19 protein-coding genes are annotated in these 25,178 nt (G+C 54.4%); 7 read left to right on the top strand and 12 right to left on the bottom strand.

Annotated features, from left to right (window positions below):
- Positions 1 to 90 precede the first annotated feature (90 nt).
- Together IX84_RS06700 and IX84_RS06695 are read right to left on the bottom strand one after the other, a co-directional pair.
- Complete coding sequence (locus IX84_RS06700) at positions 91 to 1,548, bottom strand: RapZ C-terminal domain-containing protein (protein ID WP_044217811.1); 1,458 nt, start codon at positions 1,546 to 1,548, stop codon at positions 91 to 93.
- Between the two features lie 31 nt (positions 1,549 to 1,579).
- On the bottom strand, positions 1,580 to 3,976 hold the full coding sequence (locus tag IX84_RS06695) for a TonB-dependent receptor (RefSeq protein ID WP_052515832.1): 2,397 nt from the start codon (positions 3,974 to 3,976) through the stop codon (positions 1,580 to 1,582).
- 124 nt (positions 3,977 to 4,100) lie between these two features.
- Here IX84_RS06695 and IX84_RS30765 point away from each other — a divergent pair, with 124 nt between their 5' ends.
- Positions 4,101 to 4,964: a DUF4625 domain-containing protein gene (locus tag IX84_RS30765; protein WP_052515831.1), complete on the top strand. Its 864-nt coding sequence runs from the start codon at positions 4,101 to 4,103 to the stop codon at positions 4,962 to 4,964.
- Here the strand turns inward: IX84_RS30765 and IX84_RS06685 are convergent.
- From IX84_RS06685 to IX84_RS34060, 3 genes are all read right to left on the bottom strand, one after another.
- Complete coding sequence (locus IX84_RS06685) at positions 4,961 to 5,383, bottom strand: Fur family transcriptional regulator (RefSeq protein WP_044217808.1); 423 nt, start codon at positions 5,381 to 5,383, stop codon at positions 4,961 to 4,963. The genes IX84_RS30765 and IX84_RS06685 overlap by 4 nt on opposite strands.
- A gap of 296 nt (positions 5,384 to 5,679) precedes the next feature.
- Positions 5,680 to 6,126: a ribose 5-phosphate isomerase B gene (gene rpiB / locus IX84_RS06680; RefSeq protein ID WP_044217806.1), complete on the bottom strand. Its 447-nt coding sequence runs from the start codon at positions 6,124 to 6,126 to the stop codon at positions 5,680 to 5,682.
- Positions 6,113 to 9,370, bottom strand: coding sequence for a glycosyltransferase family 117 protein (locus tag IX84_RS34060; RefSeq protein WP_044217804.1), 3,258 nt, complete (start codon positions 9,368 to 9,370; stop codon positions 6,113 to 6,115). The genes rpiB and IX84_RS34060 overlap by 14 nt, the downstream gene beginning before the upstream one ends.
- 257 nt (positions 9,371 to 9,627) lie before the next feature.
- Between IX84_RS34060 and IX84_RS06665 the strand changes: the two genes are divergently transcribed.
- On the top strand, positions 9,628 to 9,810 hold the full coding sequence (locus tag IX84_RS06665) for a hypothetical protein (RefSeq protein ID WP_044217800.1): 183 nt from the start codon (positions 9,628 to 9,630) through the stop codon (positions 9,808 to 9,810).
- Positions 9,811 to 9,902: 92 nt separating this feature from the next.
- Here the strand turns inward: IX84_RS06665 and IX84_RS06660 are convergent, their stop codons facing one another.
- Positions 9,903 to 11,174 carry a GAF domain-containing SpoIIE family protein phosphatase gene (locus IX84_RS06660; protein WP_044217797.1) on the bottom strand — a complete coding sequence of 424 codons (1,272 nt, stop codon included), beginning with the start codon at positions 11,172 to 11,174 and terminating at the stop codon, positions 9,903 to 9,905.
- A gap of 106 nt (positions 11,175 to 11,280) precedes the next feature.
- On the opposite strand from IX84_RS06660, the gene IX84_RS06655 reads away from it, so the two are divergent.
- From IX84_RS06655 to IX84_RS06640, 4 genes are all read left to right on the top strand, one after another.
- Positions 11,281 to 12,408 carry a tRNA-queuosine alpha-mannosyltransferase domain-containing protein gene (locus tag IX84_RS06655; protein WP_044217794.1) on the top strand — a complete coding sequence of 376 codons (1,128 nt, stop codon included), beginning with the start codon at positions 11,281 to 11,283 and terminating at the stop codon, positions 12,406 to 12,408.
- A gap of 21 nt (positions 12,409 to 12,429) precedes the next feature.
- On the top strand, positions 12,430 to 13,239 hold the full coding sequence (locus IX84_RS06650) for an alpha/beta fold hydrolase (RefSeq protein ID WP_044217791.1): 810 nt from the start codon (positions 12,430 to 12,432) through the stop codon (positions 13,237 to 13,239).
- Positions 13,239 to 13,934 (top strand): PrsW family intramembrane metalloprotease, encoded by a 696-nt coding sequence (locus IX84_RS06645; RefSeq protein ID WP_052515830.1) that lies wholly within the window; start codon positions 13,239 to 13,241, stop codon positions 13,932 to 13,934. The genes IX84_RS06650 and IX84_RS06645 overlap by 1 nt, the downstream gene beginning before the upstream one ends.
- Positions 13,935 to 14,160: 226 nt before the next feature.
- The gene (locus tag IX84_RS06640) at positions 14,161 to 15,204 is read left to right on the top strand and encodes an Rpn family recombination-promoting nuclease/putative transposase (protein WP_081968644.1); all 1,044 of its coding nucleotides are present in this window, start codon (positions 14,161 to 14,163) and stop codon (positions 15,202 to 15,204) included.
- A 205-nt stretch (positions 15,205 to 15,409) separates the two neighbouring features.
- On the opposite strand, the gene porG is transcribed toward IX84_RS06640, so the two are convergent.
- From porG to IX84_RS06620, 4 genes are all read right to left on the bottom strand, one after another.
- Positions 15,410 to 16,237 carry a type IX secretion system protein PorG gene (gene porG, locus IX84_RS06635; RefSeq protein ID WP_238578239.1) on the bottom strand — a complete coding sequence of 276 codons (828 nt, stop codon included), beginning with the start codon at positions 16,235 to 16,237 and terminating at the stop codon, positions 15,410 to 15,412.
- Between the two features lie 190 nt (positions 16,238 to 16,427).
- Positions 16,428 to 18,311, bottom strand: coding sequence for a CocE/NonD family hydrolase (locus IX84_RS06630; protein ID WP_044217786.1), 1,884 nt, complete (start codon positions 18,309 to 18,311; stop codon positions 16,428 to 16,430).
- Between the two features lie 41 nt (positions 18,312 to 18,352).
- Positions 18,353 to 19,021 carry an HAD family hydrolase gene (locus IX84_RS06625; protein WP_202965213.1) on the bottom strand — a complete coding sequence of 223 codons (669 nt, stop codon included), beginning with the start codon at positions 19,019 to 19,021 and terminating at the stop codon, positions 18,353 to 18,355.
- A gap of 126 nt (positions 19,022 to 19,147) precedes the next feature.
- The gene (locus IX84_RS06620) at positions 19,148 to 19,438 is read right to left on the bottom strand and encodes an excisionase family DNA-binding protein (RefSeq protein ID WP_052515829.1); all 291 of its coding nucleotides are present in this window, start codon (positions 19,436 to 19,438) and stop codon (positions 19,148 to 19,150) included.
- 285 nt (positions 19,439 to 19,723) lie between these two features.
- On the opposite strand from IX84_RS06620, the gene IX84_RS06615 reads away from it, so the two are divergent.
- Complete coding sequence (locus tag IX84_RS06615; RefSeq protein ID WP_044217780.1) at positions 19,724 to 20,782, top strand: alkane 1-monooxygenase; 1,059 nt, start codon at positions 19,724 to 19,726, stop codon at positions 20,780 to 20,782.
- Positions 20,783 to 20,795: 13 nt separating this feature from the next.
- Here the strand turns inward: IX84_RS06615 and IX84_RS30760 are convergent, their stop codons facing one another.
- A complete protein-coding gene (locus IX84_RS30760; RefSeq protein ID WP_052515828.1) occupies positions 20,796 to 24,209 on the bottom strand; it encodes a sensor histidine kinase in 3,414 nt (1,137 codons plus the stop codon).
- 59 nt (positions 24,210 to 24,268) lie between these two features.
- Positions 24,269 to 25,120, bottom strand: coding sequence for a dienelactone hydrolase family protein (locus IX84_RS06605; RefSeq protein ID WP_052515827.1), 852 nt, complete (start codon positions 25,118 to 25,120; stop codon positions 24,269 to 24,271).
- Positions 25,121 to 25,178 lie beyond the last annotated feature (58 nt).

The following is a 25,178-nucleotide window of genomic DNA, read 5'->3' as shown; positions in this document are numbered from 1 at the left end:
AGCTTGCTATTCCTCTCCTCTGCAGCCCAAGCCTGGTCTCAACCTCAACCTTATCCTCAACCTCCCTTCAAGACCCTCCTTGGACCCCCCCTACTTATTAATCCAGTTTTTCTTCTCCTGCTCAATGTGCTCCAGCTCCAGCGCCACACCGTACTTCTCTTTCAGGTGCTTAGCCAGGGCATCCGCTGCGTAGACAGAGCGGTGCTGCCCGCCGGTGCACCCAAAGCTGACCATCAGGTTGGTGAAACTGCGCTCTATGTAGTTCTCCACGGCTTCGTCCACAATCCGGAAGACATCATTCAGGAATTCCCCCATCTTGCTATGGTGCTGCAGAAAGTTGATCACCGGCTCGTCCCGGCCCGTGAGCTGCTTGTAAGGCTCGTAGCGCCCTGGATTATGCAGGAAACGGCAGTCGAAAGTGAAGCCACCGCCATTGCCGGAGGGGTCAGGCGGGATCCCACCTTTTTTGTAGGAAAAGCTGTGGATGCGCACCGTGAGCAGGCTCTGTTCGCCCCGCTCCGTATCGAAGGGTTCAAACTGCCCGGAAGCCACCACCTGTTCGATGGCTTTTTTTAATTCCGGCAGTTCCACGGCGATGCGGTTCTGACTGAAGAGTTCCTGTACGTTGTCGAGGGCGAAGGGGATGCTTTTGAGGAAATGCTCTTTGCGCTCGTACAGCCCGCGCAGCCCGTACGCGCCCAGCACCTGCACACTGCGCATCAGCACAAAGCCGTAGTAGTAGCGCCGGAATGCCGCCCGGTCGATCTTCGTAAGCTGCGTGGCGGTGTCGAGGTAGTGGTCGAGCAGGGCTTCCCGGTGCTCATCCGGGATATTGGCTTTGGCCTGATACAGCAGGGAAGCCAGGTCGTACTGCAACGCCCCCCGGCGCCCGCCCTGATAGTCGATAAAGAAGGGCTTGCCGCTCCGTACCATAATATTGCGGGACTGAAAATCGCGGTACATGAAATGATCGGTGCCGGCTTCCAGCAGGAAATCTGCCAGGCGATGGGCGTCTTCTTCCAGCCGCTGCTCGTTAAAATCGGTGCCCGCCAGCCGCAGAAACTGATATTTGAAGGCATTGAAGTCCCAGAGCATCGACTGTTGGTCAAACACAGCGCGGGGGAAGCACTTGCTGTAGTCCAGCCCCTGCCCGCCTTTAATTTGTAGCCGCGCCAGGTCTTCCACCACCCGCTTGTAGATGGTCATCAGGTGATTGGGGAAAGGGCCATCGTCGCGCTGCAGCAGGTAGCTGTAGAGGGTCGTTGCCCCGAGGTCTTCCTGCAGGTAAACGTTGTCGTCCAGCCGTTCCACATAAATCTCCGGTACCGGCAGCCCTTTGGCGTGGAAGTGGCGGGAGAAGGCCACAAAAGCCTCATTCTCCTGCCGGTTGGGGCTGTAGGTGCCTATCGCGCTTTTGCCATCGTACTGCAGGCGGTAGTAAATGCGCGCCGAACCGGAAGGCGCGAGGGGCAGCATCAGCTCCGGGCTGACGCCTGCCCATTCTTCAAAAAGGTCGGATAAGTGCTTTTCGAGCAGGGATGTCTTCATGCTGCGAAGTTGCGAAAAATGCAGGAGATTCTTACTGTTTCAGCCGCCCCCAAAAGGGCACTTTTAGGCTGATGTTGACGTTGCGGCCCTGCTCCGGCACGTTGATCAGCCGATAGCGGCTCAGGTGGTTGAGGTAGAAAACGTCGAGGGCATTCTGCAACTGCACATTGAACTGCAGCGGCTGCGGCCCAAACCAGTGCAACTTCAGCCCCAGCGCTGCCCCGAATAGCTGATAAGCAGGCGTAGAGCGCTCCGAACGGTCTACCCGGTAGGGGCCTTCGGCTGCAAAAGTGTACTGATGGTTGACCTCCGCGTAGAAGGAAGCGACCCGGCTGTTCCGGGGCTCCACCGTATAGCGCAGGCTGCTCTGTATAGAAGGCTGAGGCGTAAAGGGCAGCGCCAGTTGGGTACGGATATTGTAACTCTGCACGAAGTCGCCGGTTTGCGAAAAGCGCCAGCGGGGGAGGAAATCCCAATCGTACTGCACCTCAAAACCAGTATAAATGGCGTCATCCTGCCGGTACTGGAAAATCTGCCCGGACTCTGGCAGAGGCGAAAAGCGGGCCGGGAAAGTCGGGCCCAGGTAGATGTAATTGTCGAAGTAATTGAAGTAGGTCGCGACCATACCGGAAAAGCGGGGGCGTTCCCACTCCAGGCTTAGGTCGAGCTGATAGCCATGCTCGGAGTCCAGCCCGGGCGTGCCCATCTCGTGGCGGAAGGTGCCGTGGTGGATGCCATTGGAAACCGTCTCTGCCGGGTAAGGCACCCGGAAGCTCTTGCCGATATTGGCTTTGAACTGAGCCCGGTCATCCCAAAGCGCAGCCGAAAGCCCCGCCGAGGCCGACCAGTTGAAAAACTCCGGGGTCGTGACCGGTGCAATCAGGGAATCGGTGATATTCTCATTGCTGTCCCACACCCACTGCCGGTAGAACTCTGTGTCGTTGGTGGCATAGTCGAGGCGCAGCCCGCCGTTGACAAGCAGGTGTTCCGAAAGCTGCTTTTCCACCAGCCCAAACACTCCTGCCCGGAATGTACGGAAGTCGGGCAACAGGAACTCGAAGCCTGCCCGCTCGTTGAACTGCCACTGCGCATTGCCGCCGTAGACTTCCCGCCAGCCGTTGATGCCCTCGCGCTCGTAGTGGAGGTCAGCGCTAAAGGTTTCCAGCAAAAATTGCAGCCCAAGCGTATTGCCGGGGTCAATTTGCGAACTGGGGATGCTGTGGAATTCCGGAAAGGAAAACTCCTGCCGCAAATTCCGCTGATAGCCGATATTGAAGTTGATGTGCCCCTGCGGCAGCACCAGGTCCTGATGCAGGCTCAGGCGCGTATGCTCCACCTCCTGCTTGGGAATGTCGATATCCCGGCGGTTGCCATCATCGGTGAGGGCGTAGGAGCGGGGTATGCCTACCGCGCCTGAGAACAGCCCCGCTTCCAGCTGATAGCGGCTGAAGGTCAGCCGGGTGATGCCCCAGTCGCGGTTAAGCCCGGTGGTGACGCTGAGGGTTCGCTCATTCCCTGCCGTATTTTTGAGCCGTTCGTCGATAATGGGCAGGGTGAAGGTGTTGTAATCAAAGGTCTCCGCCGGGACGCGGTAGTCGGCAAAATCCTGATGGCTGTACTGGGCTTGCGTAAAAAAACCGTTGAGGTTGAAGCCCAGTTTGGCAGAGCCGCCCCAGTGAGCGTTGTTGGTGCGGTGCAGGCCCATTATGCTGCCCAGGATCACGCCTTCCGGAGGCACTCTTCCGGGCATGATGTTGATGACGCCGCCCAGCCCGTCTGAGCCGTACTGCAGGGAAGCGGGCCCCTTGATGATTTCCACCCGTTCCACGCCAAACTGATCGATCTCGAGGCCGTGATCTGCTCCCCACTGATGCCCTTCCTGCTTGATGCCCTGATGGTTGACGATGATGCGGTTGGAGGACAGGCCCCGGATCACCGGTTTGGCAATGCCTGTGCCTACGTTGATGGCGCTGAGCCCGGGGAGCTTGTCGATGGATTGGGCAAAGGTGCCCTGCAGGTTTTCTTCGATAACGGCTCCGGTAAAGTGCTCGGTGGCCAGGGTTTCTTCCTGCTTGGCATGCTCCTCGGTGACGACCACGGTTTCCAGTAGTTCCTGCGCATCCTGCAAGGTGATGGGCGGTAACTGAATGGGGGTGCCTTCGTAGCGGACAGGCTGTTCGGTCATTTCATAGCCCACATAAGACACCCGGAGCTGATGCGCCCCGGTGGGCAATGTGCTGAACCGGAACCGCCCTTGTTCATCTGCAACCCGGACCAGGCTGTCCGGCAACAGCAATACTGTGGCCCCCGGGAGTGGGGCAGTTTTGGCGTCAACCACCCGGCCGGAGACCTGCGCGGCTGCGGACTGCAGCAACAATAGGGACAGCAGGGTTAGGGGGTATTTTATGATGAAGGCTCTTTTGGTCATATGCAGTGTGTAAGGACCCAAGTTCGTCCATTTTTGCTAAAAGGCTGCCAAAATAACATACTTGATGCAACATAGTTGCATTAACGGTGGTTATCTTTGTACAACAACCGAAGCTTTCTGACTTATGGACCCAATCAAAACTTTTTTTGCCGGTATCGTCCTCATCGCCTTGCTCGCGTGGAGCTGCAACGGGTCTGATGATGTGGACGTCTCAGCGCCGTCTATGCAGGTTATTTCCTTTGCGCCCGCCCCGGAACCCGGCGCGGTTTGCGGAGGGATGGAAGATTCCGTTTTTACTGTTCTCGGTGGAGAAACGCTGACCGCTACCCTGCGTTTTAGCGATGACCGTTCGCTGTCGCAGTACAAAGTGGATATCCACAACAACTTCGACTGCCACGGGCATGGGGGTGCTGCCGCACCGGGCGTGGCTGTGCCAAATGTGAGTAATCAGACGGAAGACTGGACGGTCCTCGATATTCGGGGGCTTTCGGGTGAGACTGCCGAGGAGCAATTGCAGCTGCCGGTGCCTACGGATGTCACCTCGGGCATTTATCATTTTCAGATACAAGTTATTGATGAAGCCGGTAATGACAATCCCCTGGCCAATTTCTACAGCATCCGCGCGATCAACCCCACGGATGGGGAAGCGCCAACACTGACGCTTAGTTCCCCCTCTCAGGTCAGCTTTACGGCTGCCAAGGGCAGTACCGTCACCTTTTCCGGCACGGTCACCGACAATTACTCCCTGAGCGAAGGGGGCAATGGCATTGTCTTTCTGAGCTACACGGACCTAAGTTCTGGCAATACCTTCAGCACAGGCGCTTATGTCGCCTTTGATGCAGGAGTGGAAAAAGATTACAATTTCGACTTTGAATATACCATTCCACAGACACTGAAGGCCGGCAACTACCGGTTCAGAGTGGATGCACACGATGGCGTGCGGAATACAGCGGAACCTGTTATTTTCGGAGTGGTCGTTACGGACTAAATACACTCATCACAGAGCCCTTCAAGGGTAAGGTTCTCCCGCTCGACTTTATAGCCCGCCGGGGCCTGGGCACGGATGACGACCTCGCCCTCAAGACAGATGGTCTTGCCGCAGGTCCGGCACTGAAAGTGGGCATGCTGATCATGGTGAGCGTGGGTGGTGCAATCGGCAAGGCACAGAGCATACCGGCTAATGCCGCCGCTGTCTGCCGCTAAATGGATCAGCCCCTTGTCTTCAAAGGCTTTGAGGGTGCGGTAGAGGGTGATGCGGTCCGGGTTGTCGAGCTGAGATTCGAGTTCCTGATTGGAAAGCGCCTCCCCTTCAGAAGCCATGAAAAGCTCTAGGACTTCCTTTCGGAAAGCGGTCTTCCGTAGTTGGTGCGATTCCAGTTTCTGGAGAATGTCTTCTTCCCGGACCATACTGCGCAGTTTATAAATGAATTGCCTTTCAAAAGTACAAAATTGAGGGGGATTAGGTTGAATGGGAGAAGTGCATAATAAAAATTATTGCAACGGCGTTGCATTTGGAAGGTTTGTTTTTTCATACTAATTCAATATACGGCAGCCCGGGATGGAAATTCCGGGCTTTTTTGCGGCAGGCGAGCTGATATCTTTGGGCAAGCCCTTGTTTTCAAAAGTCAGAGATGAGCGCCGGGCAAAAAAAAGCCCCACCTGATTTTGCACAGGCGGGGCTTTTCCAGTACTACTACAGAGGGTTATCCACAGGCAATTTTGCCGACTCTCCGGGCGTGCCGCCCTCCTTCAAAGGAAGCGGCCAGAAAAGCCCGGGTAATGTCAACCGCAGTTGCTTCCTCAATGAAGCGGACCGGCAAAGCAAGCATGTTGGCATTGTTGTGTTCCCGTGCGAGGCTTGCCAGTTCCGGGAGCCAGCAAAGCGCCGCTCTGATGCCCTGATGTTTATTGGCGGTTATTGCCACGCCATTGCCGCTTCCGCACAGGACTATCCCCAGTTGCGCCTCGCCCGATTCCACCATATCGGCGGTTGGGTGCACAAAGTCAGGGTAATCAACGGAGTCCGGCGAATCCGTGCCGAAGTCCCGGACCGTCCAGCCTTCTGACTCCAGGAAGGCGATCACACGGTCTTTATAAGGGTAGCCGGCATGATCGCACCCGATGGCGATTGTTTTTTTAGCGTCCTCCATTGCGTTGTTGCATCATGTTTTCCGGCATTTCCATTTGGAATGGCTCGAACAGGCGCTGTAGCTCCTGCGCAAATGCCTCGTCATTGTTTTGCCGGGCGGCTTGAACGATATCGTCCATTGTGCGCATCGCCAGCATGTATTCCGTTTGGAAGCTGCTCTCCAGTATCTCCGGATCGAGAGAGTTGTAGTAATCCAACTCGTCGGCCGTACGTTCTGCCAGAATCTGAAGGTGCGGCTTCGCTTTCTCATACGCCCCGGCTTCCAGGTATACACTGATCATGTAGTAGGCCCGGTAATCGTAGGGGAAGTTCATATCCGGGAAGACCTCAAAGTACTTATCGATCAGCTCAACCGCTTTTTCAGTTTCTCCGTCGCGCTGCAGTTGGAGCGCGGCGCGGCGCATACTCAGCTGATGGCTCTGTACACTTGGTGCGTAGCTGCGGTCCACGAAGAGCTCTTTCTGATCGAAGTTGCCCCACATGAATTCGTTCATGACATTTTCGTAGACCTTTTCGCCGTCCACCCGGCCGCTGCCGATGATGCCGTATTGCTGCTCGCTACTCGATTTCACAGGCACAATGCGCAACGCCAGCCCTTCCAGTTGCATGTAGTCGTCCAGCCCGAAAAGCTTCTCCTGCCGGGCCGTTACTGCAAAATAAATAGGGCGGTCCCAGAGGTTGCTGCCAATCACGTCCAGTATCGCCAGTTCATCCTTGATCATGTAATCTTTGGACTGCAGGTTGAGCGGTATGGCATCTACGATATTGGCAGTATCCTTTTCGCTGACCACGCCTTTGGCAAGGACCTCCTGCTTGTTGACAGGAATGTAGACCTGCTTGGTATCGTAATAGCTTTCTACCTCACGGGCACCCGCAGAAAACGGCAGGGTGATCGGATTGTCATTGCCCACAAACTCCAGGAAGTTCTTCAACGTTTTGGGGCGCTCTTTCCCGCTCGTATTGTAGTAGAACAGCTGATTGCGCATATTGCCGCGCAGGGCCTCGCTCGGGATCGTCATTTTGATCGGAGGAGATTCATTAACCTTACGGCGCAGCAGGTCGATGTACCAGTCTACAGCGATCAGGCTAAGGTTAACCACCCGTACATCGGTGCGGATGCCTTCCACTTCCTGTGCATACCACAACGGGTAGGTATCGTTGTCACCGTAAGTGAAGATAATGGCATTTTCCTCCACACTTTGCAGGAAGTTGTTGGCATAGTCGCGGGCACCTGAGTGGTCAATCCGGCTATGGTCATCGAAGTTTTGCGTGCCCATGAGTGCAGGTGCGATGAGAATAACCGCTGCTGCCACTGCTGCTGCCGCCGGTCCGGCAAGTTTAACACGTTCCCTGAGCAGCTCGAAAAGGGCCAGCACTGCCATTCCAATCCAAATGGCATAAGTGAAGAAGGACCCTACGAGTACATAGTCCCGCTCACGAGGCTCATTCGGAGGCTGATTGGAGTAGATAATGATACCGATACCAGTAATGATGAACAAGGCCAGGAGCCCCGTCGCTTCATTGGGCCGTTTCCGGAAGTGGAAAATCAGCCCCAGCAGCCCGAACAGGAACGGCAGCATGTAGTAAACGTTGCGCCCCTCCGCATTCTTCTCGGCTTCCGGTAGCTTGTCCTGATTGCCCAGGCGGGCTTCATCCAGGAATTTGATGCCTGAAATCCAGTGCCCGGCAGATTTGTCCCAGGGATAGAAACCCTGCTCTCCATTTTGCCGGCCGGAGAAGTTCCACATAAAGTAGCGCCAGTACATCCAACCCAGCTGATAGTTCACCAGGAAGCTAATGTTGTCTGCCTGATTAGGCCGGCCCGGAGGGAGCGGCTTGCTGGGGTCCATGCCGACCCACTGCTTGTACAGTCGCGGGCGCCCCTGACTGTAATCGCCCATACGCGGGAACAGCATTTTGTCCTGATCCTGATAGACGTAAGAGATTTTTTGGTCTACAATTTCATAGCGGTCGCCTTTACGGCCGTAGCGGTCTTCAATCTCTGTCTTCATGGGGCGCGCATCAAAGTGCGGGCCATGCAGCAGGGCGCGTTCGCCGTACTGTTCCCGGTTGAGGTAAGGCAACAGGCGCATAGCATCGGTCGGCGCGTTCATGTTGATAGGCGGGCTCGCATTGGCCCGGATCACCACCAGCCCGATGGTAGAGAAGGCAACGATGACCAGCGCAGCGCCGATGGCAAACAACTGCATCTCCCGGCGATAGCGGTTGAGCAGTGAACTCATGAAGAAGCCCAGAGCGCCGATAACTGCGGCACGGGCCATCATACGGATAAACCGGCCGCCGCCCATGCTGTTTTCCGCGTACAGCCCGATCAGCAGGAACACACCTGCCAGCACATACATCGGTACCGGAGAGGTGATCTTCCCGTGCACATACATCAGCAGCAGCACAATGATGGCGGCTACCACGATGAACGTTGGGATAATGCCGGAGTGGAAAGGCAGCCCCAGCCCGTTGACCATCATAAGGTCGAAGGTGGACCAAAGCCCCGGAATGCCAACGATCACAAAGTTTTGGACCGCCACGATGATCGCAACGCCTACCGCAGCAGCAATAGCGATGCCCTTCCAGGTATATTCGTTGTATTTCTTGAAGTAGTAGAACAACGCGAGTGCCGGGAACGTCAGCAAGCTGAGCAGGTGGACACCGGTGGAAAGCCCGGCAGCATACACTGTGAACAGCAGCCAGCGGTCGGCCGAAGGCGTGTCCGGCAGATTGTACCACTTCATCATCGTCCACAGGGTAAGGGTGGTAAAGAAGGTGGACATGGCATAAACCTCGCCCTCAACGGCAGAAAACCAGATAGAGGTGGCAAAGGCCGTGGTCAGGCCGGCAACAATACCAGCGCCGGCGAGTGCGATATTCTGCCCGCTGTCTGCGGTGCCTTCCCGGCCCACGAGCGCCATTTTGCCCAGGATGATGGTACTCCAGGCAACAAAAGCGGCCGCAAAAGCGGTGGAAATACCCGACATCAGGTTGACCGCAAAGGCAATATCAGCGGGGTTGTCCGAAAAGAGCTCTGCGAACCAGGTGAACAACCTGCCCACAAGAATGAAGAGGGGGGCACCCGGTGGGTGGACCACCTGCAGCTTGTAGGCGCCAAGGATAAATTCTCCACAGTCCCAAAGGCTGCCTGTGCGCTCGGCGGAGAAAAAGTAGACCGTCAGCGCGATAGCAAATACCAGCCAGCCAGCGATAGTGTGTAAGCGGTTTGTTGATCCCATTTATGTTTTCTTTTTTCAGCGGGCGCTTTGGGCAGTAGTGATTTGCCCGGGCTCCGGCAATAAGAATTGCAAAAGTAAAAAAATCTTGGCAGTGCAGGGCAGCATTGTCTGCTGAATACTTTGCAGCCCTCCTGCCTGATTTACGCCTTCTTTTTCGGGGGTGTCCAAACTAAGGCGTATTTTCGCATTCTCATAAACCTGAAAACCGGTCAGGTTCAATTCCTGCACGGGAAATCAGGCCCTCAATTTAAATTCATATGCTCAAGCTTCTTGTCACCGGACTGATTCTCTATGCTGCCTACAAATTCTTCTTTGGCCCCAACGCTATTGGCAGGGGGCAGGAGGACCAGCGGGACCAAATCCGTTACGATGACCAGCGTAAAGAGTCACGCCGTGGGGATAATGATGATGACTACATTGATTACGAAGAGGTGGACTAGTGCGACTAGACCGAATTATTTGGTAGTATTTTTATGCTCAAGCCTTCGGTAGTGTCCGGCCTTTAACTGTCAGATATTTACGGCTCAATCCACTAGCCCTGACTGTGCCCGGGCGTGAAAATCTTGCACGTTAGCACGGTGAAGTCATCCGGGTAGATATTTTCTCCTTTGAATGCCTCCAGGTAGCCCATTAGTTTCTGGTTGAAGTCCGTTGCCGTAAGCTTGTAGTTGGAGCGGACAAAGCTGTACAGCTGTTGCTCGTTGAGATATTCTTCTTTCTCGTTTTGCAGGTCGGTCAGCCCATCGGTAAAGGTGAGGATGATAGCCTCCCCGTCCAGGTTGACGGCCCCTACCTCCAGTTCCGGCAGTTCCGGGAAGGACCCCAGAATGGTGCACCCCCGGTCCAGCAGTTGTACCTGCCCATCGTTGACCAGCACAGGTGGATTGTGGCCGGCGTTGACGTAGCTCAGCGTCTGCGTCTTCATATCGTAGGCGGCAATGAAGAAGGTGATGAACCGCTCGCCCTTGGTGATGAGGTTGACGGAATGGTTGAGGTCGCGTACGAAGTCGCCCAGGTCGGCCTGCTTTTTGATCAGGGTGTGGAAGTTGGCCTGGAAGTTGGCCATGAGCAGCGCGGCAGCCACTCCCTTGCCGGAAATATCCCCGATGCAGAAAATGATGCGCCCGTTGTCAAACTCCATGAAGTCGAAGTAGTCGCCGCCCACCCCGTAGTGCGGCTTGTAGATGCTGTCCAGCTGATAGCAACTGGTATAAGGCAGCTGTTTGGGAATGAGCATGCGCTGCATTTCGCCTGCCAGTTCCATTTCCCGCTTGAGGCGTTCCTGCTCCAGCTGACGCTTGAAGAGGCGCTTGTTCTCGATCGCCACCGCCACGATATTGGTGATGGTGGTGATGAACTGCACCTTATTGTACATGTCATCCTCCTCATTAAAGCCACCGATAAAGACGTAGGCAATGGATTTTTCTTTGTGCCGCACCGGGATGACCACGTCAAAACGGCGGATGAAGGGATGTTCCTCCTCGTCCACGCTGATCAGGCGGGTGTATTTGTGGAACTGCTTGCTGACCTCTGCGGTGGGGATTTCCTCCTCAATGCCTATGCTCGCCATGCACTTCCACTTGCCGCTCTCCTCATCCTGTACGAAGAGCGCCATTTTCTTCACGCCGATTTCCCAGCTCAGGAAAGACCGGTACATATTGAACAGCCCCTCAGCCGACACATTATTGTTGATGGCTTGGGTGATGTTCAGCAATCGATTGATTTGGAGCTGTTTGAGGTTTAGCTCACGCTCCAGGGATTCGATGCTCGACAGTCCTTTTTTTAAATCTGAGAAACCAGGCATGGTTATTTTTGTAGTTTTCCGGAGGTATTCCCGGTCAGTATGCAGTAAATATAGTAAACTCCGCTTCGGCACCTAAAGTCAAGGCCAGATTTAGCAACCCGTTAACATGAAAATTTTTCTTTTCGAACCTTTTTTTTCCGGGAGCCACCGGCAATGGGCGGAAGGGTATCAATCCCACAGCGCTCACGAGGTCACTTTGATGACCCTGCCCGGGCGGCATTGGAAGTGGCGCATGTTTGGCGGGGCGCCGGCTTTGGCGGAGCAGTTGAGAAAGCAGGGGGAGCGCCCTGACCTCATTCTGGCGACCGATATGCTGGACCTTGCGGGCTTTCTGGGGCAGGTACGGGACTTGGTGCATGGGGTGCCCGTGGCGCTTTACTTCCATGAAAATCAGCTTACCTACCCCTGGTCGCCTGCCGATGAGGACGTGAAAGCGCAAAGAGACCGGCACTATGCCTATCTCAATTTCACCTCAGCCCTGGCAGCGGATGCAGTGTTTTTCAATTCTTACTACCACCGTACAGCTTTTCTGGAGGCCCTGCCCGGCTTTCTGCGTGCCTTCCCGGATACCCGCGGATTGTCCCAGTTGCCCGGCCTGGCAGCAAAGAGCGAAGTGCTGCACCTTGGGCTGCCCCTTTCCTCTGTGAGGGGGGATGCCCGCCCGGCGCCCGGCCCGCCCGTTATTTTGTGGAACCACCGCTGGGAGTACGACAAAGGCCCGGTAGATTTTTTCCAGCTTCTCTTTCGCCTGCAGGCAGAAGGCCTACCTTTCCGGTTGATCGTACTTGGCGAAAATTACCGGGGCGCGCCTCCCGTTTTTGCGGAAGCGAAAGCGCGGCTGGCTGCCCACATCCTGCACTGGGGTTATGCAGAAAGCCGGCAGGAGTACGCCCGGCTATTGCAACAAGCGGATCTGCTGCCAGTCACGAGCCGGCAGGACTTCTTCGGGGGGAGTGTGGTGGAAGCCATTCATGCCGGTTGCTATCCCATTCTGCCCGGCCGCCTGGCTTTTCCGGAGCACTTGCCGGGCGCAGATCGCCAGCAATATCTATACACCACGGCAGAAGAGCTGTACCAAAAGACCAAAACCCTGCTGCAGAAAGGCAGCGTCAGGGCTCCGTCGCTGCTCTCTGATTTTGTAGCCCGCTACGATTGGAGTATTTTAGCCGGGGCTTATGACCAGCGGTTTATGCAGCTTATACAGCAACCATCAAACAGGATAAGGGGCTATTGAACCCCCTACAACTCACTAGTTATGAAAAAACTCCGGTACGAAGGGCAGGAAATGGCCTACCATGCAGAAGGTAAAGGCACTCCGGTGGTGCTGTTGCACGGCTTCTGCGAAGACCACAAAATTTGGGAAGAATTTCAGAACGATCTGCGCGAAGAGCCCTATCAGGTTATTGTCATCGACCTACCTGGCTTTGGGGCTTCCGACGTGGTAGAGGGGATTACCATCGAAGGGATGGCCAGGCGGGTACACGCCTTGCTGCAGGAGCTGGGCACGGGACCGGCGGTGCTCATCGGGCATTCCATGGGCGGCTACGTAGGGCTGGCTTTTGCCCGGTTGTTCCCGGAAGCTCTGCTGGGACTGGGGCTTTTCCATTCGCACCCTTATGCAGATGAGGAGGAAAAGAAAGCGACCCGGCAGAAGAGCGTGGAGTTCATTCAGCGGCAGGGCCATATCCTGTTTGTGAAACAGCTGATACCTGGCCTCTTTGCCGACAACTTTGCCCGTAGCAACACCTTTTTGCTGGAAAAACTCATCTACCGGGCGGCCAAATTCCCCAGTGAAGGCATTATTGCGGCACAGCAGGCGATGATAAACCGGCAGGATGAAACGGAAACACTGCGCCAAATTCAGGTACCAGTTTTGTTCATCGTAGGGAAAATGGATAGTGCTATCCCAGCGGAGAAAAGCATAGCCCAAACCCATCTGCCGGCGGTAGCTTCCATCCACATTCTGGAAAAAGCCGGTCATATGGGGCAGTTTGAAGCCCGGAAGGCCACGCAGCGCTACGTGCGGCAGTTCATAGCCTTTTGCGAAGAGAAAGCCAACAGCTGATGGGCTTTAGGGACGTGCTCCTCTTTCTGGCGGCCATCGCCCCCGGGCTGCTCATCTGCTGGTACATCTACAAAATGGATAAATATGAGCGGGAACAGCCCTTTCCGCTATTCGCCACCTTCTGGTTAGGGGCTTTTGCCACCCTGGGCGTGGTCAGGATTGAGACCTGGGCGACTTACTCGCCATTCCTTCAGGGGGAAGGGGTATTATTTACCCTCTTTTCCTCCTTCATTGTGGTGGCCCTGACGGAGGAACTGGTCAAATACCTTTGTTTATTCCTGTATCCTTACCGATCCCGTTTTTTCAATGAGCCCATGGACGGCATCGTTTATGCGGTGATGATCGGTATGGGTTTTGCAACGCTGGAGAACCTGATGTACGCCCTGCAGTATGGGTTGGAAACGGTTATTTTGCGCGCCTTTACAGCGGTGCCTGCCCACGCAGCCTTTGCTATCATCATGGGCTATTATTTTGGGAAAGCCAAGTTTGAGCCCGACCCGAAAATACGCCGGAAGCGGCTGCTCATGGCCTTGTTTGCGCCCCTCGTCATCCACGGATTGTACGACTTTCTCATTTTGCAGGAAATTTACGAAGGGCTCATTGCGCTCGCCATAGCCGTGCTTATAGCCAGTATTATTTTCGCCCGGCAGCTGCTGTTGGAGCAGCAGGAGAATTCGCCTTTTAAGGAGTCGTAGGGTTTTTCTGTAATGCTTGATGGGTGTGGAAGATTCTATGTCCCTTTTCCCTTCGAATCTTTACTTTCAGGTACGAATCCTGCGGCTTTGGATGTGCCAGATTGGGGGGTGAAATATGGGATCAAAACACCTTTTAATAAGTTAGTCTTTTTTTGATAAAAATTGTGTTTTATTCCCAAGGTTTAAAATTTTTAGTATATTTATAGCTGGGTCTACTCTCTGTACCATGCCGCAAGACCTGCAAGTCCATCAACCGGATGATCGATTTTTTAAATCGGCTATGAGCGACCCGGAAGTTGCAATAAGTTACATAAAGTTCTTTTTTCCGGAAGTCGCCCGGATAGCTGACTTTGAAAGCTTAAGCCTGGAGAATAGCATCGGCATTCGTCCGAGTCTCAAGCAGTTTGAGGCAGATGTTATTTACAGGTGCCGGTTTAAGGGAAAAGGTGATGACCATTTTTATTTCTGTTTATTATTTGAGCACAAGTCTAAGCCGGACCCTCACGTTGCAGTGCAAGTTGGGTTTTATATAATGGAACTGATGTTCAGGGCAGTCAGAAGGGGTGGGCAGAAGCCAGAGCCTGTGCTACCGTTAATATTTTACAACGGTAAGAAAAAGTGGGAACCTAAAACACTTATGGAACTTTTTAGTGATCACCCGCACTTGAGTACTTTAGAACCCTACATTCCCAACTTCGATTTTCTATATCAGGACGCTTCCAGCCTGAGCCCGGAGGAGCTCCTCCGGCTTGACCTGAGCTACTTTCGCAGTGCTATGATGGCGATGGCGTTCCGTTATCGGCAACACTTGATCTTTCAATATATAGAACCTATTTTTGGAGGGGCATTAGGGAAAGAAAAAATCATGGCGATCACGACCTACCTCCTTGGTGTAGGGGAGCGATCTGAAAAAACATTTTTAGAAAAACTCAAGAACACAGCGTTGAGCGTAAAACCTGAAGTGATGAGTACATTAGAGCAAATTTTAGAGAGAGGCAGAAGGGAGGGACTGAACAAAGGGGTTTTCAAAAACCGTGTATTCAACCTCCTCAAAACCGTCCTTCTCTTTCCGAACTGGACTGCCATCAAACTGTCCGACTTCACAGAAATAGAGCCCGGTACGGTCCGCACTTTTCTGGAGTTACTGGCGCAGGGTAATGCAGCCGCGCTGCACAAGTACGTGAGCGAAGATTTACTTTCCGATATTCCTTTGAGTAAAGAGGACGAGGAGAAACTGAACCGGCTTATTGGGCAGCTTGCTGGTAGCTAGTGCGACTAGACCGGATTATCTGGCACTGTTTTCACGCTTAGGCATTATTAAGAGCCTCCCCCCCCATAGCTATCGGGGCTAAGCTGTCAAATATTTACGGTTCAATCCACCAGATTGATGAGTGCCTTTCTGTTTTGACAGCCTCAAATAAAAGATGAATCAGCTGTGTTTCTGTTTTTTCAAAGCAACCTAACTTACCTTTATCCTACCGGCTATACTCCGGGCAGCGCACATCCCCAAAGTAGTACAGTAAGCCTATTCCCAGTGTGATGAAGGTGTCGTTATTGTTGCTGTTGCCCCGCTGTGTGCCTTCCCGGCCAATTTGGCTATTGGGCGCGCCCTCCACTTCGATGGAGCGGTCGGACAAGGCAACCGCAAGCTCATTGCGGAGTTGCAGGATGTCATCTTTGTCGGCATAAACGGTGCTGACATCATCGAGGTAGTCGGTGAAGAGGGTGCGGGCATTTAGCTCTAAGTTCAGGCTCCACTCGTAGCTGAGGTCTACCTTGAAGCCGAAGCCATAAGCCAGGCCGCCGCTCACACTGTAGTATTCCTCACCTTTAAACTGCCCTTCAGTGCCCAGCGGGCGGAGCTCTACCATTTCTCCCTGATACTCGGTCATGGGGTTGAAGTGGAAAACATTGAAGCCGGCAAACAGGTACGGCGTGAAGAATTCGTCCGGGTCACCGTGCTTGTAAGGCAGGAAATTGAACTCGAACTGAAAGGTCCCGTCGATGATGTTGCTTTCGAAACTCAGGTTGCGTGCCCTTTCAAAAGCATTTGGGGAGTCTGCATCGGAGGCCGATACCTGTGCAAAATTGGCAGAAGCCTTAAAGCACAGCCGCTTGTTGAAATTGTAACGGGCAATCAGTCCGCCCGCCAGCCCGGGGTTGCTGAAATCATAATCGGTATTCAAATCCCCAAGGTAGAAGGAGCTGCCGATCCAGCCACCGGCTTCCCAGCCCTTTTGAGCATGAGCAGTGGTGGTGCAAAGGATGGTGAAGGCCAGTACGGCCCAGGTATATGTTTTCACGATGTTCATGTTATCCAACGCTAAAGTTTGTCTTTCCTGTAAAGGAACGCAAAGGTAGGAAACATGGTATATTTAAATGGAGATTAAATCAATTATCAGCAGAGGAGCACTAGTGAACCTCCCAATGCCTTGGTCTGGCAAAATCAGCTGATCAGGGCATTGGGAGGCTAAGGTTAGAGGGGTTCAGGTGTTACCGTACAATCGGTAGTCGTATCTGCGAGGGGTACGCTGCAGAATGGTGCACCTGATTGCGGGCTTTGACGCCTTCGGTCTCGTCCCAGTTGTTGCCACCGGTGTTGAGGTTGCGGGTAAAACGTGGGAAGTTGCTGCTCGATACCTCAATGCGGATGCGGTGCCCTTTCTCAAAGTAGTTGCTGGTGGACATAGGCGTGAGGTCGACTTTGTACACTTCTCCATCCTCCATGAGGACTTCCTTGTCGTAGCCCTCCCGGTAGCGCACGCGCTGTATGGTCTCGTCCAGGTTGTAAGCCCGCCCGTCCGGATACACATCGATGAGCTTGACCGTGAAGTCGGTGTCTTTGGCATCAGAGGAGACGTAAAGGGTGGTCTCAATAAAGCCGCTGATTTCCATACCTTCTTCCAGGGGCGGGGTGGTATACACCAAAATATCCTGTCGGGCTTCCAGTTCCTGCTGATCGAAGGCACCACCGTCTATGGCACCACCGGTACAGCAAACGTTGCCGCCTACGCTGGGTACCGGGTTCATCGGGTCGTAGGTAAAGGCATCGGGCTGATCCGCTGCATCGGGCATTTGGGTAGTCAGCACACCGTTGCCGAAAAGGCTGTTGGCTTGCCCCTCACTGTCGAGGTAGAAAGTGGTCATTTCCGCCGATTGAGGGGGCCAGGTTTCGGCGGTTTGCCATTGGTTGCTGCCCATAGTGTAGTAGCGCACCCTTGGCATTTGGGCTGGGTCCTTGCTTTTATCATCCTTCAGCCAGTAATCAAACCAGCCGTAGATCAGCTCATCGTAATTGAGGCGGGCATCGCCTACACTGCGCTCTCCCACAATCGTATTTTCGGTGGCGCGGGTGTAGGCACAGTGCAGCACAGGGGCGATGATCAGATACTGATCGTCTCCAACTTCCGGATTTTCACGCACGTGGTTGAACAGGGCGAGGTTAGGGCTGATGGACACATCATACCAGGAGGTAAACCAAAAGCTCGGCACGCCAAAGCCCATCGTATCGTGGTACAAGCCGCCTTCAAACCAGGCCGGGTCATTGGGCTTACGCTGAATCATTTCACTATAAATACCGCGTGGCCCATCTACATTTTCGATGATGTCCTTTACCGGCAGATGTCTGAACGCCTCCTTCCAGTCCACATCAGGCGGATCGGGCACAAGGTCGAAGAAGCGCGACATGCGGATGAGCTCTTCCTGTATCGCATCCTTAGGAAACATCGGGCGGATACGGCCATTCTGAACCCAGTACAACCAGGAGGTAAAGAGCATCTGCTGAGCACCGCCCCGGTACCAGTTGCCCTGCTCGTAGTAGTCGCCCACCGTGCCAATACCGGCACCATAACCCTGTGGCACCATAGCGGCGTGGGAAGGGTGGTCCAGAGCAGCCACGGCCATTTGCCATTCTGCGGTGGAGGAACAGCCGAGGGTGCCAATTTTCCCATTGCACCATTCCTGATCGGCCATCCAGCTGAAGGCATCGTAGCCATCGGTCAGGGGGACGCCAAGGATGTCCCACTCCCCTTCGGAAAAATAGCGGCCGCGCTCATTTTGAACCACGTAGGCGTAGCCGCGCTTCACGGCTTCCATGGCTCGTTGGATTTGGCGCTTGTTCAGCTTACCCTCCGAATAGAGGTTGAAATTATAGGGCGTACGGGAAAAGATGACCGGTACGGGCTCATCCGTTTTGGGCCGGTAGATATCGGTGGCCAGGCGGATACCATCGCGCATAGGCATCATGACCTTTTGCTCCACAATGGCGATTTCCTGTACCTCTTCCCAGAGGGCGTCAGCTTTATCCTGGCTAAAAGCAGGCAGGGCAATGGCAAGCAGACCCAGAAATAGCAAGGCCTGTAGAATGTGTTTTTTCATACTAATCAAAAGTGTTATTGGTCAAAACAGAAGTCCGGCCTCTATCGGATGTCGTACTTCAGTGCATTAAAGTCCTCAATATACGCCAATACATTGGGCAGGTGGCTAAACTCGGCAGGCTTGTGCGTTGTGGTGACGACAATTACCGGGCTGCCGGCGTTGTGGGCAGCTTCGGCGCCGGTGGGGCTGTCTTCAAAAATAACGCAGTCTTTGACCGGTATGCCCAGCCCGGCGGCGACCAGCTGATAGATTTCCGGATCGGGCTTGCCTTTTGTAACATCGCCCGCATGTTTCACTGTGGCGAAGTAGTCGCGCAACTCCAGGTTGTCCAGCACAAAATCGACATTTTCCTCCGGTGCAGCAGTTCCAATGCCCATAGGCAGTTCCGCCTCCCAGGCTTCTTCCAGAAAGTCCGACAGCCCGTCGATCAGTTGCAATTGCTCCTGAAAGCCCCGGCGGTATTCAGCTTCCTTGTCCTGCGCGTGGTATTGGCGCTCCTCGTCATTGAAGCGGTCTCCAAACAGGCGCAGCAGGATTTCCTCGTTCACTCCGTGGATTTCCCGGCGGACCTGCTCCAGCTCCATGTCCATGCCAAGGCTGCTGAGTTTGCGCTGCCAGGCTTCGTGGTGCGCCATCATGTTGTCGACCATCGTGCCGTCCATATCGAAGATGAGGCCCTGAGCAGTGGTTTGGTATAAAGTGATTGGCATGCTTGGTTTTTGTGGTGAAGGTAGTGTTTTCTTAGAGCAAAGGTTTCAGTAGGGCTGGAAACTGCTTAATATCATTGACCTTCAAGGTGTCTAAGAGCGCTCTTATCATTTGTGCAAATCAAAGGTTTAGTATCCAAAATTGAGCGTTTGCGCTTGTTCAGCTAAGGCATCCAACGCTTCTGATTGTAATTCTTTTTGGTGTTGCTGGTACGCTATAATAGCACTCAGGCTGATCCTTCTATGGGTACCCACCTTCTTAAAAGGCATTGCTCCATCCTCTAATAGTTTAATGAGGTGCGGTCTTGATATCTGCAGTAAATCAGCCGCTTCCTGAGTGCTAAGCTCTACATCTGATGGCAAAAGTGAAAAAGGCTTGCCTTCAGAAATAAGGGAAAGCACCTCCTGAAGTACCTGCAAAGCTTGTTTGGGTAGCTTCAGTTGTAGGGATGGCAGGCCCTGTGCATCAACTGATAAGTCAGTCGGAGAATCTGCTTTTTTTTTCCAGTGCTGATGTGATTGCTTTCGCAGAAAACGCTGCCATCTGACGTTCTTCCTTGGATAATACCGGATAGGTTTTACTCATATTGAAATCATTTCTTCAATATAAACGAAATAATCGAAACATGGTTCCATTTCTATAACCGGGCACTATATTTTTTACTGAAAAACCGTATTTTTATACAGCACACCAAATCTCAAATTATGAACCGCCGCGACACCAAATACCTGATCGCCTACCTGCTGCCCCTGTCCGCCTACGCTGCCATTTACATTGGGGGCATCTGGTCCTTTGCAGCCATTTACCTGGGCTTTATTGTCATTCCGGTTGTGGAGTTGTTTGTGCCACAGTCGCCGGAAAACCACCCGCAGGCTGCAGAACCTGAGCGTGCCCGGGCCCGGTTGTTTGACTACCTGCTGTATTTCAATGTGCCTTTGGTATACGGGTTGGTGGGCTACTACCTCTATACCCTGTCGCAGGGCAGGCTCGCCGGCTATGAAATCACGGGCATGACCTGCAGCGTGGGGCTCATTTTGGGCACGGCGGGCATCAACGTCGCCCATGAGCTGGGGCACCGCGCTGATCGCTTCGAGCGTTTTTTGGCGAAAGCCCTGCTGCTGCCGGCTTTGTACACCCACTTCATCATTGAGCACAACCTGGGGCACCACAAGCATGTGGCCACGCCCAAAGACCCGGCTACTTCCCGCCGGGGCGAGCTGATCTACACGTTCTGGTTCCGCTCGGTCATCGGGGGTTACTTCAGTGCGTGGCGGTTGGAAGCCGCACGGTTGGAAAGGCAGGGTAAGCCTACACTCAGCCTGCACAACGAGATGATCCGGTTTACAGGGCTGCAGCTGGCTTACCTGGCCACTGTTGGGTGGGTGTTTGGCTGGGCATTAGTGCCTTTTGCGATTGCGGTTGCCGTGTTTGGATTTCTAATGCTGGAGTCGGTCAATTACATTGAGCACTACGGGCTGCAGCGCCGTCAGCTCGACAGTGGGCGCTACGAGCGGGTGGGGCCGCAGCATTCCTGGAATTCTGATCATGAACTGGGTCGTATTTTTCTGTATGAGCTGACCCGTCATTCTGACCACCACTACAAGGCATCACGCAAATATCAGATCCTAAGGCATCAGGACGAGAGCCCGCAGCTGCCTACCGGTTATCCGGGAGCGATCCTGTTGTCGCTTGTGCCTCCGCTTTGGTTCCGGGTGATGGACAAGCGGGTGGCTAAGCACAATCAGCAAGTCGGGGTAAACTAATTTCTCCACCTTATTAATTGGCTACTGAAGCATCCGGCAGTGCCATAAAGAAAGTCGTGCCCTTGCCGGGTTCCGTTTCGAAGTAGATGTCGCCGCCCGCTGCGGTCATCATATTCTTGCACATGGCAAGCCCAAGCCCCATACCTGAGGATTTGGTGGTAAAGTTGGGCTGGAATACCTTGGGCTGCACCTCCTCCGGAATGCCCGTCCCGTTATCAGTAACAGTAATGAGGTGCTGCGTTGCGCCGGGCTGTACCCGGATGTGGATGAGCCCCTGCCGGTCCTCCGGAATGGCCTGTTGTGCATTTTTGATCAGGTTGTTGAGGACGCGTACCAGGTGGCCCCGGTCGGCAAAGACGGGCACCGGCGTATCCGGTAAGGTAAGCTCAATGCGCTCTGCCGGTTCCTGATGTTCCGTAAACAATCGGTAAACGCTTTCCACCACTGTATTCAAATTCAGGGATTCCGGTTCCGCCTTTGGCATTTTGGCGAAGTTGGAAAACTCGGTGGCAATACGCGCCAGCCCGTCAATCTGCTCAATCAGGGTTTGGGCCACGCTGCTGATCATAGCGGCTGCCCGTTCGGGATCCGATTTGCGGGCGTGCTCCAGGTACTGAATGCTCAGTTTCATGGGCGTAAGCGGGTTCTTGATTTCATGCGCCACCTGCTTGGCCATTTCGCGCCAGGCCCCTTCCCGTTCTGATTGCCGTAGCTTTTCGGCGCTTTCCTCCAGTTTTTGGATCATCAGGTTGTACTCGTTCACCAGTTTGCCGATCTCGTCTTCGCTTTCCCATTCCAGCGGCTCATTTTGGCCAAGTTGAAAACCGCGCAGCTTCTCGCCGATCTTCATCAGCGGGCGGGTAATGGAATTGGCGACGGTGATGGCGATGGCACCGGCAATGAGCAGGAGAAAGACATAGAGGTTGAGCAGGTTGCCGATAAAGCCCAGGACATTCTGCTGCAGGTTGCGCGTGCCGGAAGTGAAGGGGATTTGGAAAAAATAACTCAGCCCCTGTGTGGGCTCAGCCACCGGTACGTAGGCCGACAGGTAACGGAGCTCCCCCGCCCGTTCTTCCAGTAGAGCCGGCTTGAACCCCTGCCGGTAGTAAGCCCGTACAGCCTCCGGGTTGATGCGGGGCGATTGCCAGCCCTGGAAAAGAAAGAAGGGCACCGAAGTCCGGATCAGGCTGCCCCCGGCATCATAAACCGAAAGGTCGACCTGATGAATTTCGGATAGCTCCCGCAACGCATGCTGATCATGCGGGTCAAAGTCTTGTTTCTGCAAATCACGCAGCAGCACATCTACTTTTTCCAGCAGCCGTTCCCCGTGATAGCTGACCGAAGACTGCTGCAAAGAAGCTACCGTAACTGCACCGATAAACAGGAAAGCAAAGAGCGTAAGCCCAATGACTGAAAGCTGTATGCGGTGGCGCAGAGAAGGCGTGCCGAAAAGCAGGCTGCCCGGTGTGGCCGGCAAAATGGGGTAGAGCCGGTTGAGCCCAAAGACCAGGAGCGACAGCACCGTGAGCAGGGCAAAGAGGTAGGAAAACAGGGAAATCGGTTTCAGGTATCCGCCCAGGGCTTCCCCAACGATGATCGTGTAGCCATCCGGATGGGCATAGTAAAGATTGGCCCGTTTGCTGTTCAGGCGTTCCCGGCTTTCTCCCTTCGCCGGCCAAAGGTCGGCAGACAGCCATTCCCGCAGAAAGTAGCCACGCTGGGCGATGCGCACGGAGTCTTTAAATAAACTGATGGCATAACGGGTTTGCTGATGCGGAGCAGAAGGCACGAGCTCCTGCAGTACCCGGCGGTTGGGCTGCAGGGCAGGCTGAAAAACCAGCGCACTATCCTGGCGCCATGGCAAGCTGTAGGTATAGTAATGGCGGTTGGGGGACAGCCGGAAGGCAGGGTCCGCCGTTTGGTGGTGGCGGATGTCGCTTTCCGGCAGAAGGTGCCAGTTGAAATTCTTGTATAAATAAGGTGTGTAAAGCAGCAGCGTCTCCAGGCTATCCGCAGGCGGGCCGGCAGCGAGTTGCACCTGTAGTTCCAGCAGGGCTTGTTCTGCCCGGTGATCTTCGGGGTCCGTAAGCTGTTTGGCGAAAGCCAGCCGCTGTTCGTGCCCGTTGTCGAGGTTATACTTGAAGAGGAGCCCCGCGGCAAAACCGGAGAGCAATGCCAGCCAGAGCATCAGCCAGGCCGGGCTGGCCGCTTCGGTTTCCACGAAAAGGTCCAGCAGAGCGATATAGAGCAGGGGTAGCAGCAAGACCGGCAGCAATCCCAGTCCAAGGTTGAGGAACAAGGCCGTTGGTATGCCGGGCAGTATGGCAATGCCCATCGCCAGGAGCCGCTGATTTCGGTCAAGGGGCAGTCGGTGAATACCCTTGACGGCCCAAAGGCTGAAAAGCAGAAAGGTCAGCATGAGCAGCACGATAGCCGCCAATGCAATCAGCTCCGCAGTGCCCAGCATGAGCACATTGCTGAAGTCGAAATCCAGATCGGTCTCCAGGAGTAGTGCACGGAACAGGGTCCCACCAATCAGTAAGCCCGTAACGATACTTCCGAAGCCCAGCGCTGCCAGTACACCGTTTTGCCAGGAATGCCGGTCGCGGACCCCTATTTTCAGCGGCAGGCGTTGCCCCAGGCTTAGCAGCCAGAATAAAAGCAGCGGCAGCAGGGTGAATTGCGCCAGGTTGCCAACAGGAAGGCGAATCGACAGTAGGTTTTGCGGAAATTCCAGAGAAGGGTAGCTCAGCATACCTGTCGTCCGCAGCCATAGCGCTCCAACAAGGACTGCTGTCAGAAAAACCGGGGTAGGGCTCAGGCGTCGGCTCAGCAACCGACTCCCTTTATCGACCAGGAAAAACAGCGCCAGCGAAAACAGGAGCCCGGCAGCGAGGTGCACTTTTTGCCAAAAGGCAGGCAGATGCTGCACCTGATCGGGCACGTAACCAATAACCGTCCCGGCTGTATTGTGGACAGGGTAAGGAGAAGGGGACCACTCGTCATTGACTACAGCCGGCAAAGGGATGGCCACTGCGACGGAATAGGGCCCCGGAAGCTCACGGGGCATGAAGTACTGTGGTGCTCTGCCGGGGAACTTAAGGGCTTGGGGCCTCTGCAGGCGGTCAGGGAAATAGATGTGCGTATCGGTCCAAAATACCCGTTTGTCACCCTCATAGCACATAAAAGAAAAGCCATTCGGCAAAGGTCGGTTTGCCGAATGGCTAAAGGGCTGCCGGCACTGTTCCAGCCACAAGCTGTCCTGCTCCAGCCACCGCAGTGCCTGAGCTTCATTAGCCTGTAGCTGCACTTCGGCTGCCTTGGCCTGTGCCGTCGCCGGGTCGAGTTGCTGAACGTAAATCAGCACAAGCCCGGACAACAGCAGTGTGGCAACAGCAAAAGCGATGATTCCATTTTGCCTGCTCATTGTGCTTTAATGTTACGTTGAAGATAGAGCAGGGTTACAAGCTACGCAAGTTTTGGTGGCTAGAGATTCGCTTTCAGGAAGGCTTGCGCTGCCTGATTGGCCGTACGCGCTGCCTGCTGATCGTAGCGGGGGCTGCTGGGATTGGCAAAAGCGTGGTCGGCATCGTACGACTGTACTTGTACCGTTTTATCAGTTTCTACCGCGAGGTCCTCAAAGCTTTGGGCGACCTCCGGCGTAATCCATTCGTCCTGACGAGCGAAGATAGCCAGCACGGGTGCTTTCAGCGGCATCAACGCTTCCTTGTCCTGCACAGGCATGCCGTAGTACATGACACAGGCTTCTCCCCGGTCGCCCGCCTGTATGGAAGCTTTGAGGGACCATCCGCCGCCGAAGCACCAGCCAATCGTGCCAATCCGGGCGTTGGGGCCTGCCAGGTCGAGGGCACCCTGTATGATGGCTTTGGCACGGTCTTCCCTGACACTTTTGGTCAGCTCTCCTGCCCGCTCACGGGTGGTGGCTACCTCCCCGTCGTACAGGTCGAGGGCCAGTACATTGACGGTATCAAGCTCGTCGAAGTACCGCTCGGCTTCCTGCCGGATGTGGTCATTCAGGCCCCACCATTCGTGAAAAACGAGGAGGTATTCTTCGCTGGGCGTTGCCGTCATCAGGGCGTAGGCGCTGCCCTTTTTGCCGTCGGGCGTATCAAATTCGATGCGCTTGCCGGTATTGGCAGGGGCGGCCTCGCCGGGCATTTCGTGCTGATTTTTAAAGTTTTCATCGTCCACAAACTGACCCATGCTGGTGGAGTCGGTGCCATCGGCTGCGCTATCGCCTGCATTATTGGTGTTTTGGCAAGCTGTAAAAAACAGGCTTATTGCCATCAGAAATATGGGAAAATGGTGCTTAAACATAACTATTGTTGTTTGAACTTGGAAATGTCTCACCTTATTGAAGGCAGAAGACAGGGCT

This window comes from Phaeodactylibacter xiamenensis (genome assembly GCF_000759025.1).
Lineage (GTDB): Bacteria > Bacteroidota > Bacteroidia > Chitinophagales > Saprospiraceae > Phaeodactylibacter > Phaeodactylibacter xiamenensis.
Note: the sequence above shows the minus strand (reverse complement) of the source record. Positions and strands in the feature narration are given on the sequence as shown.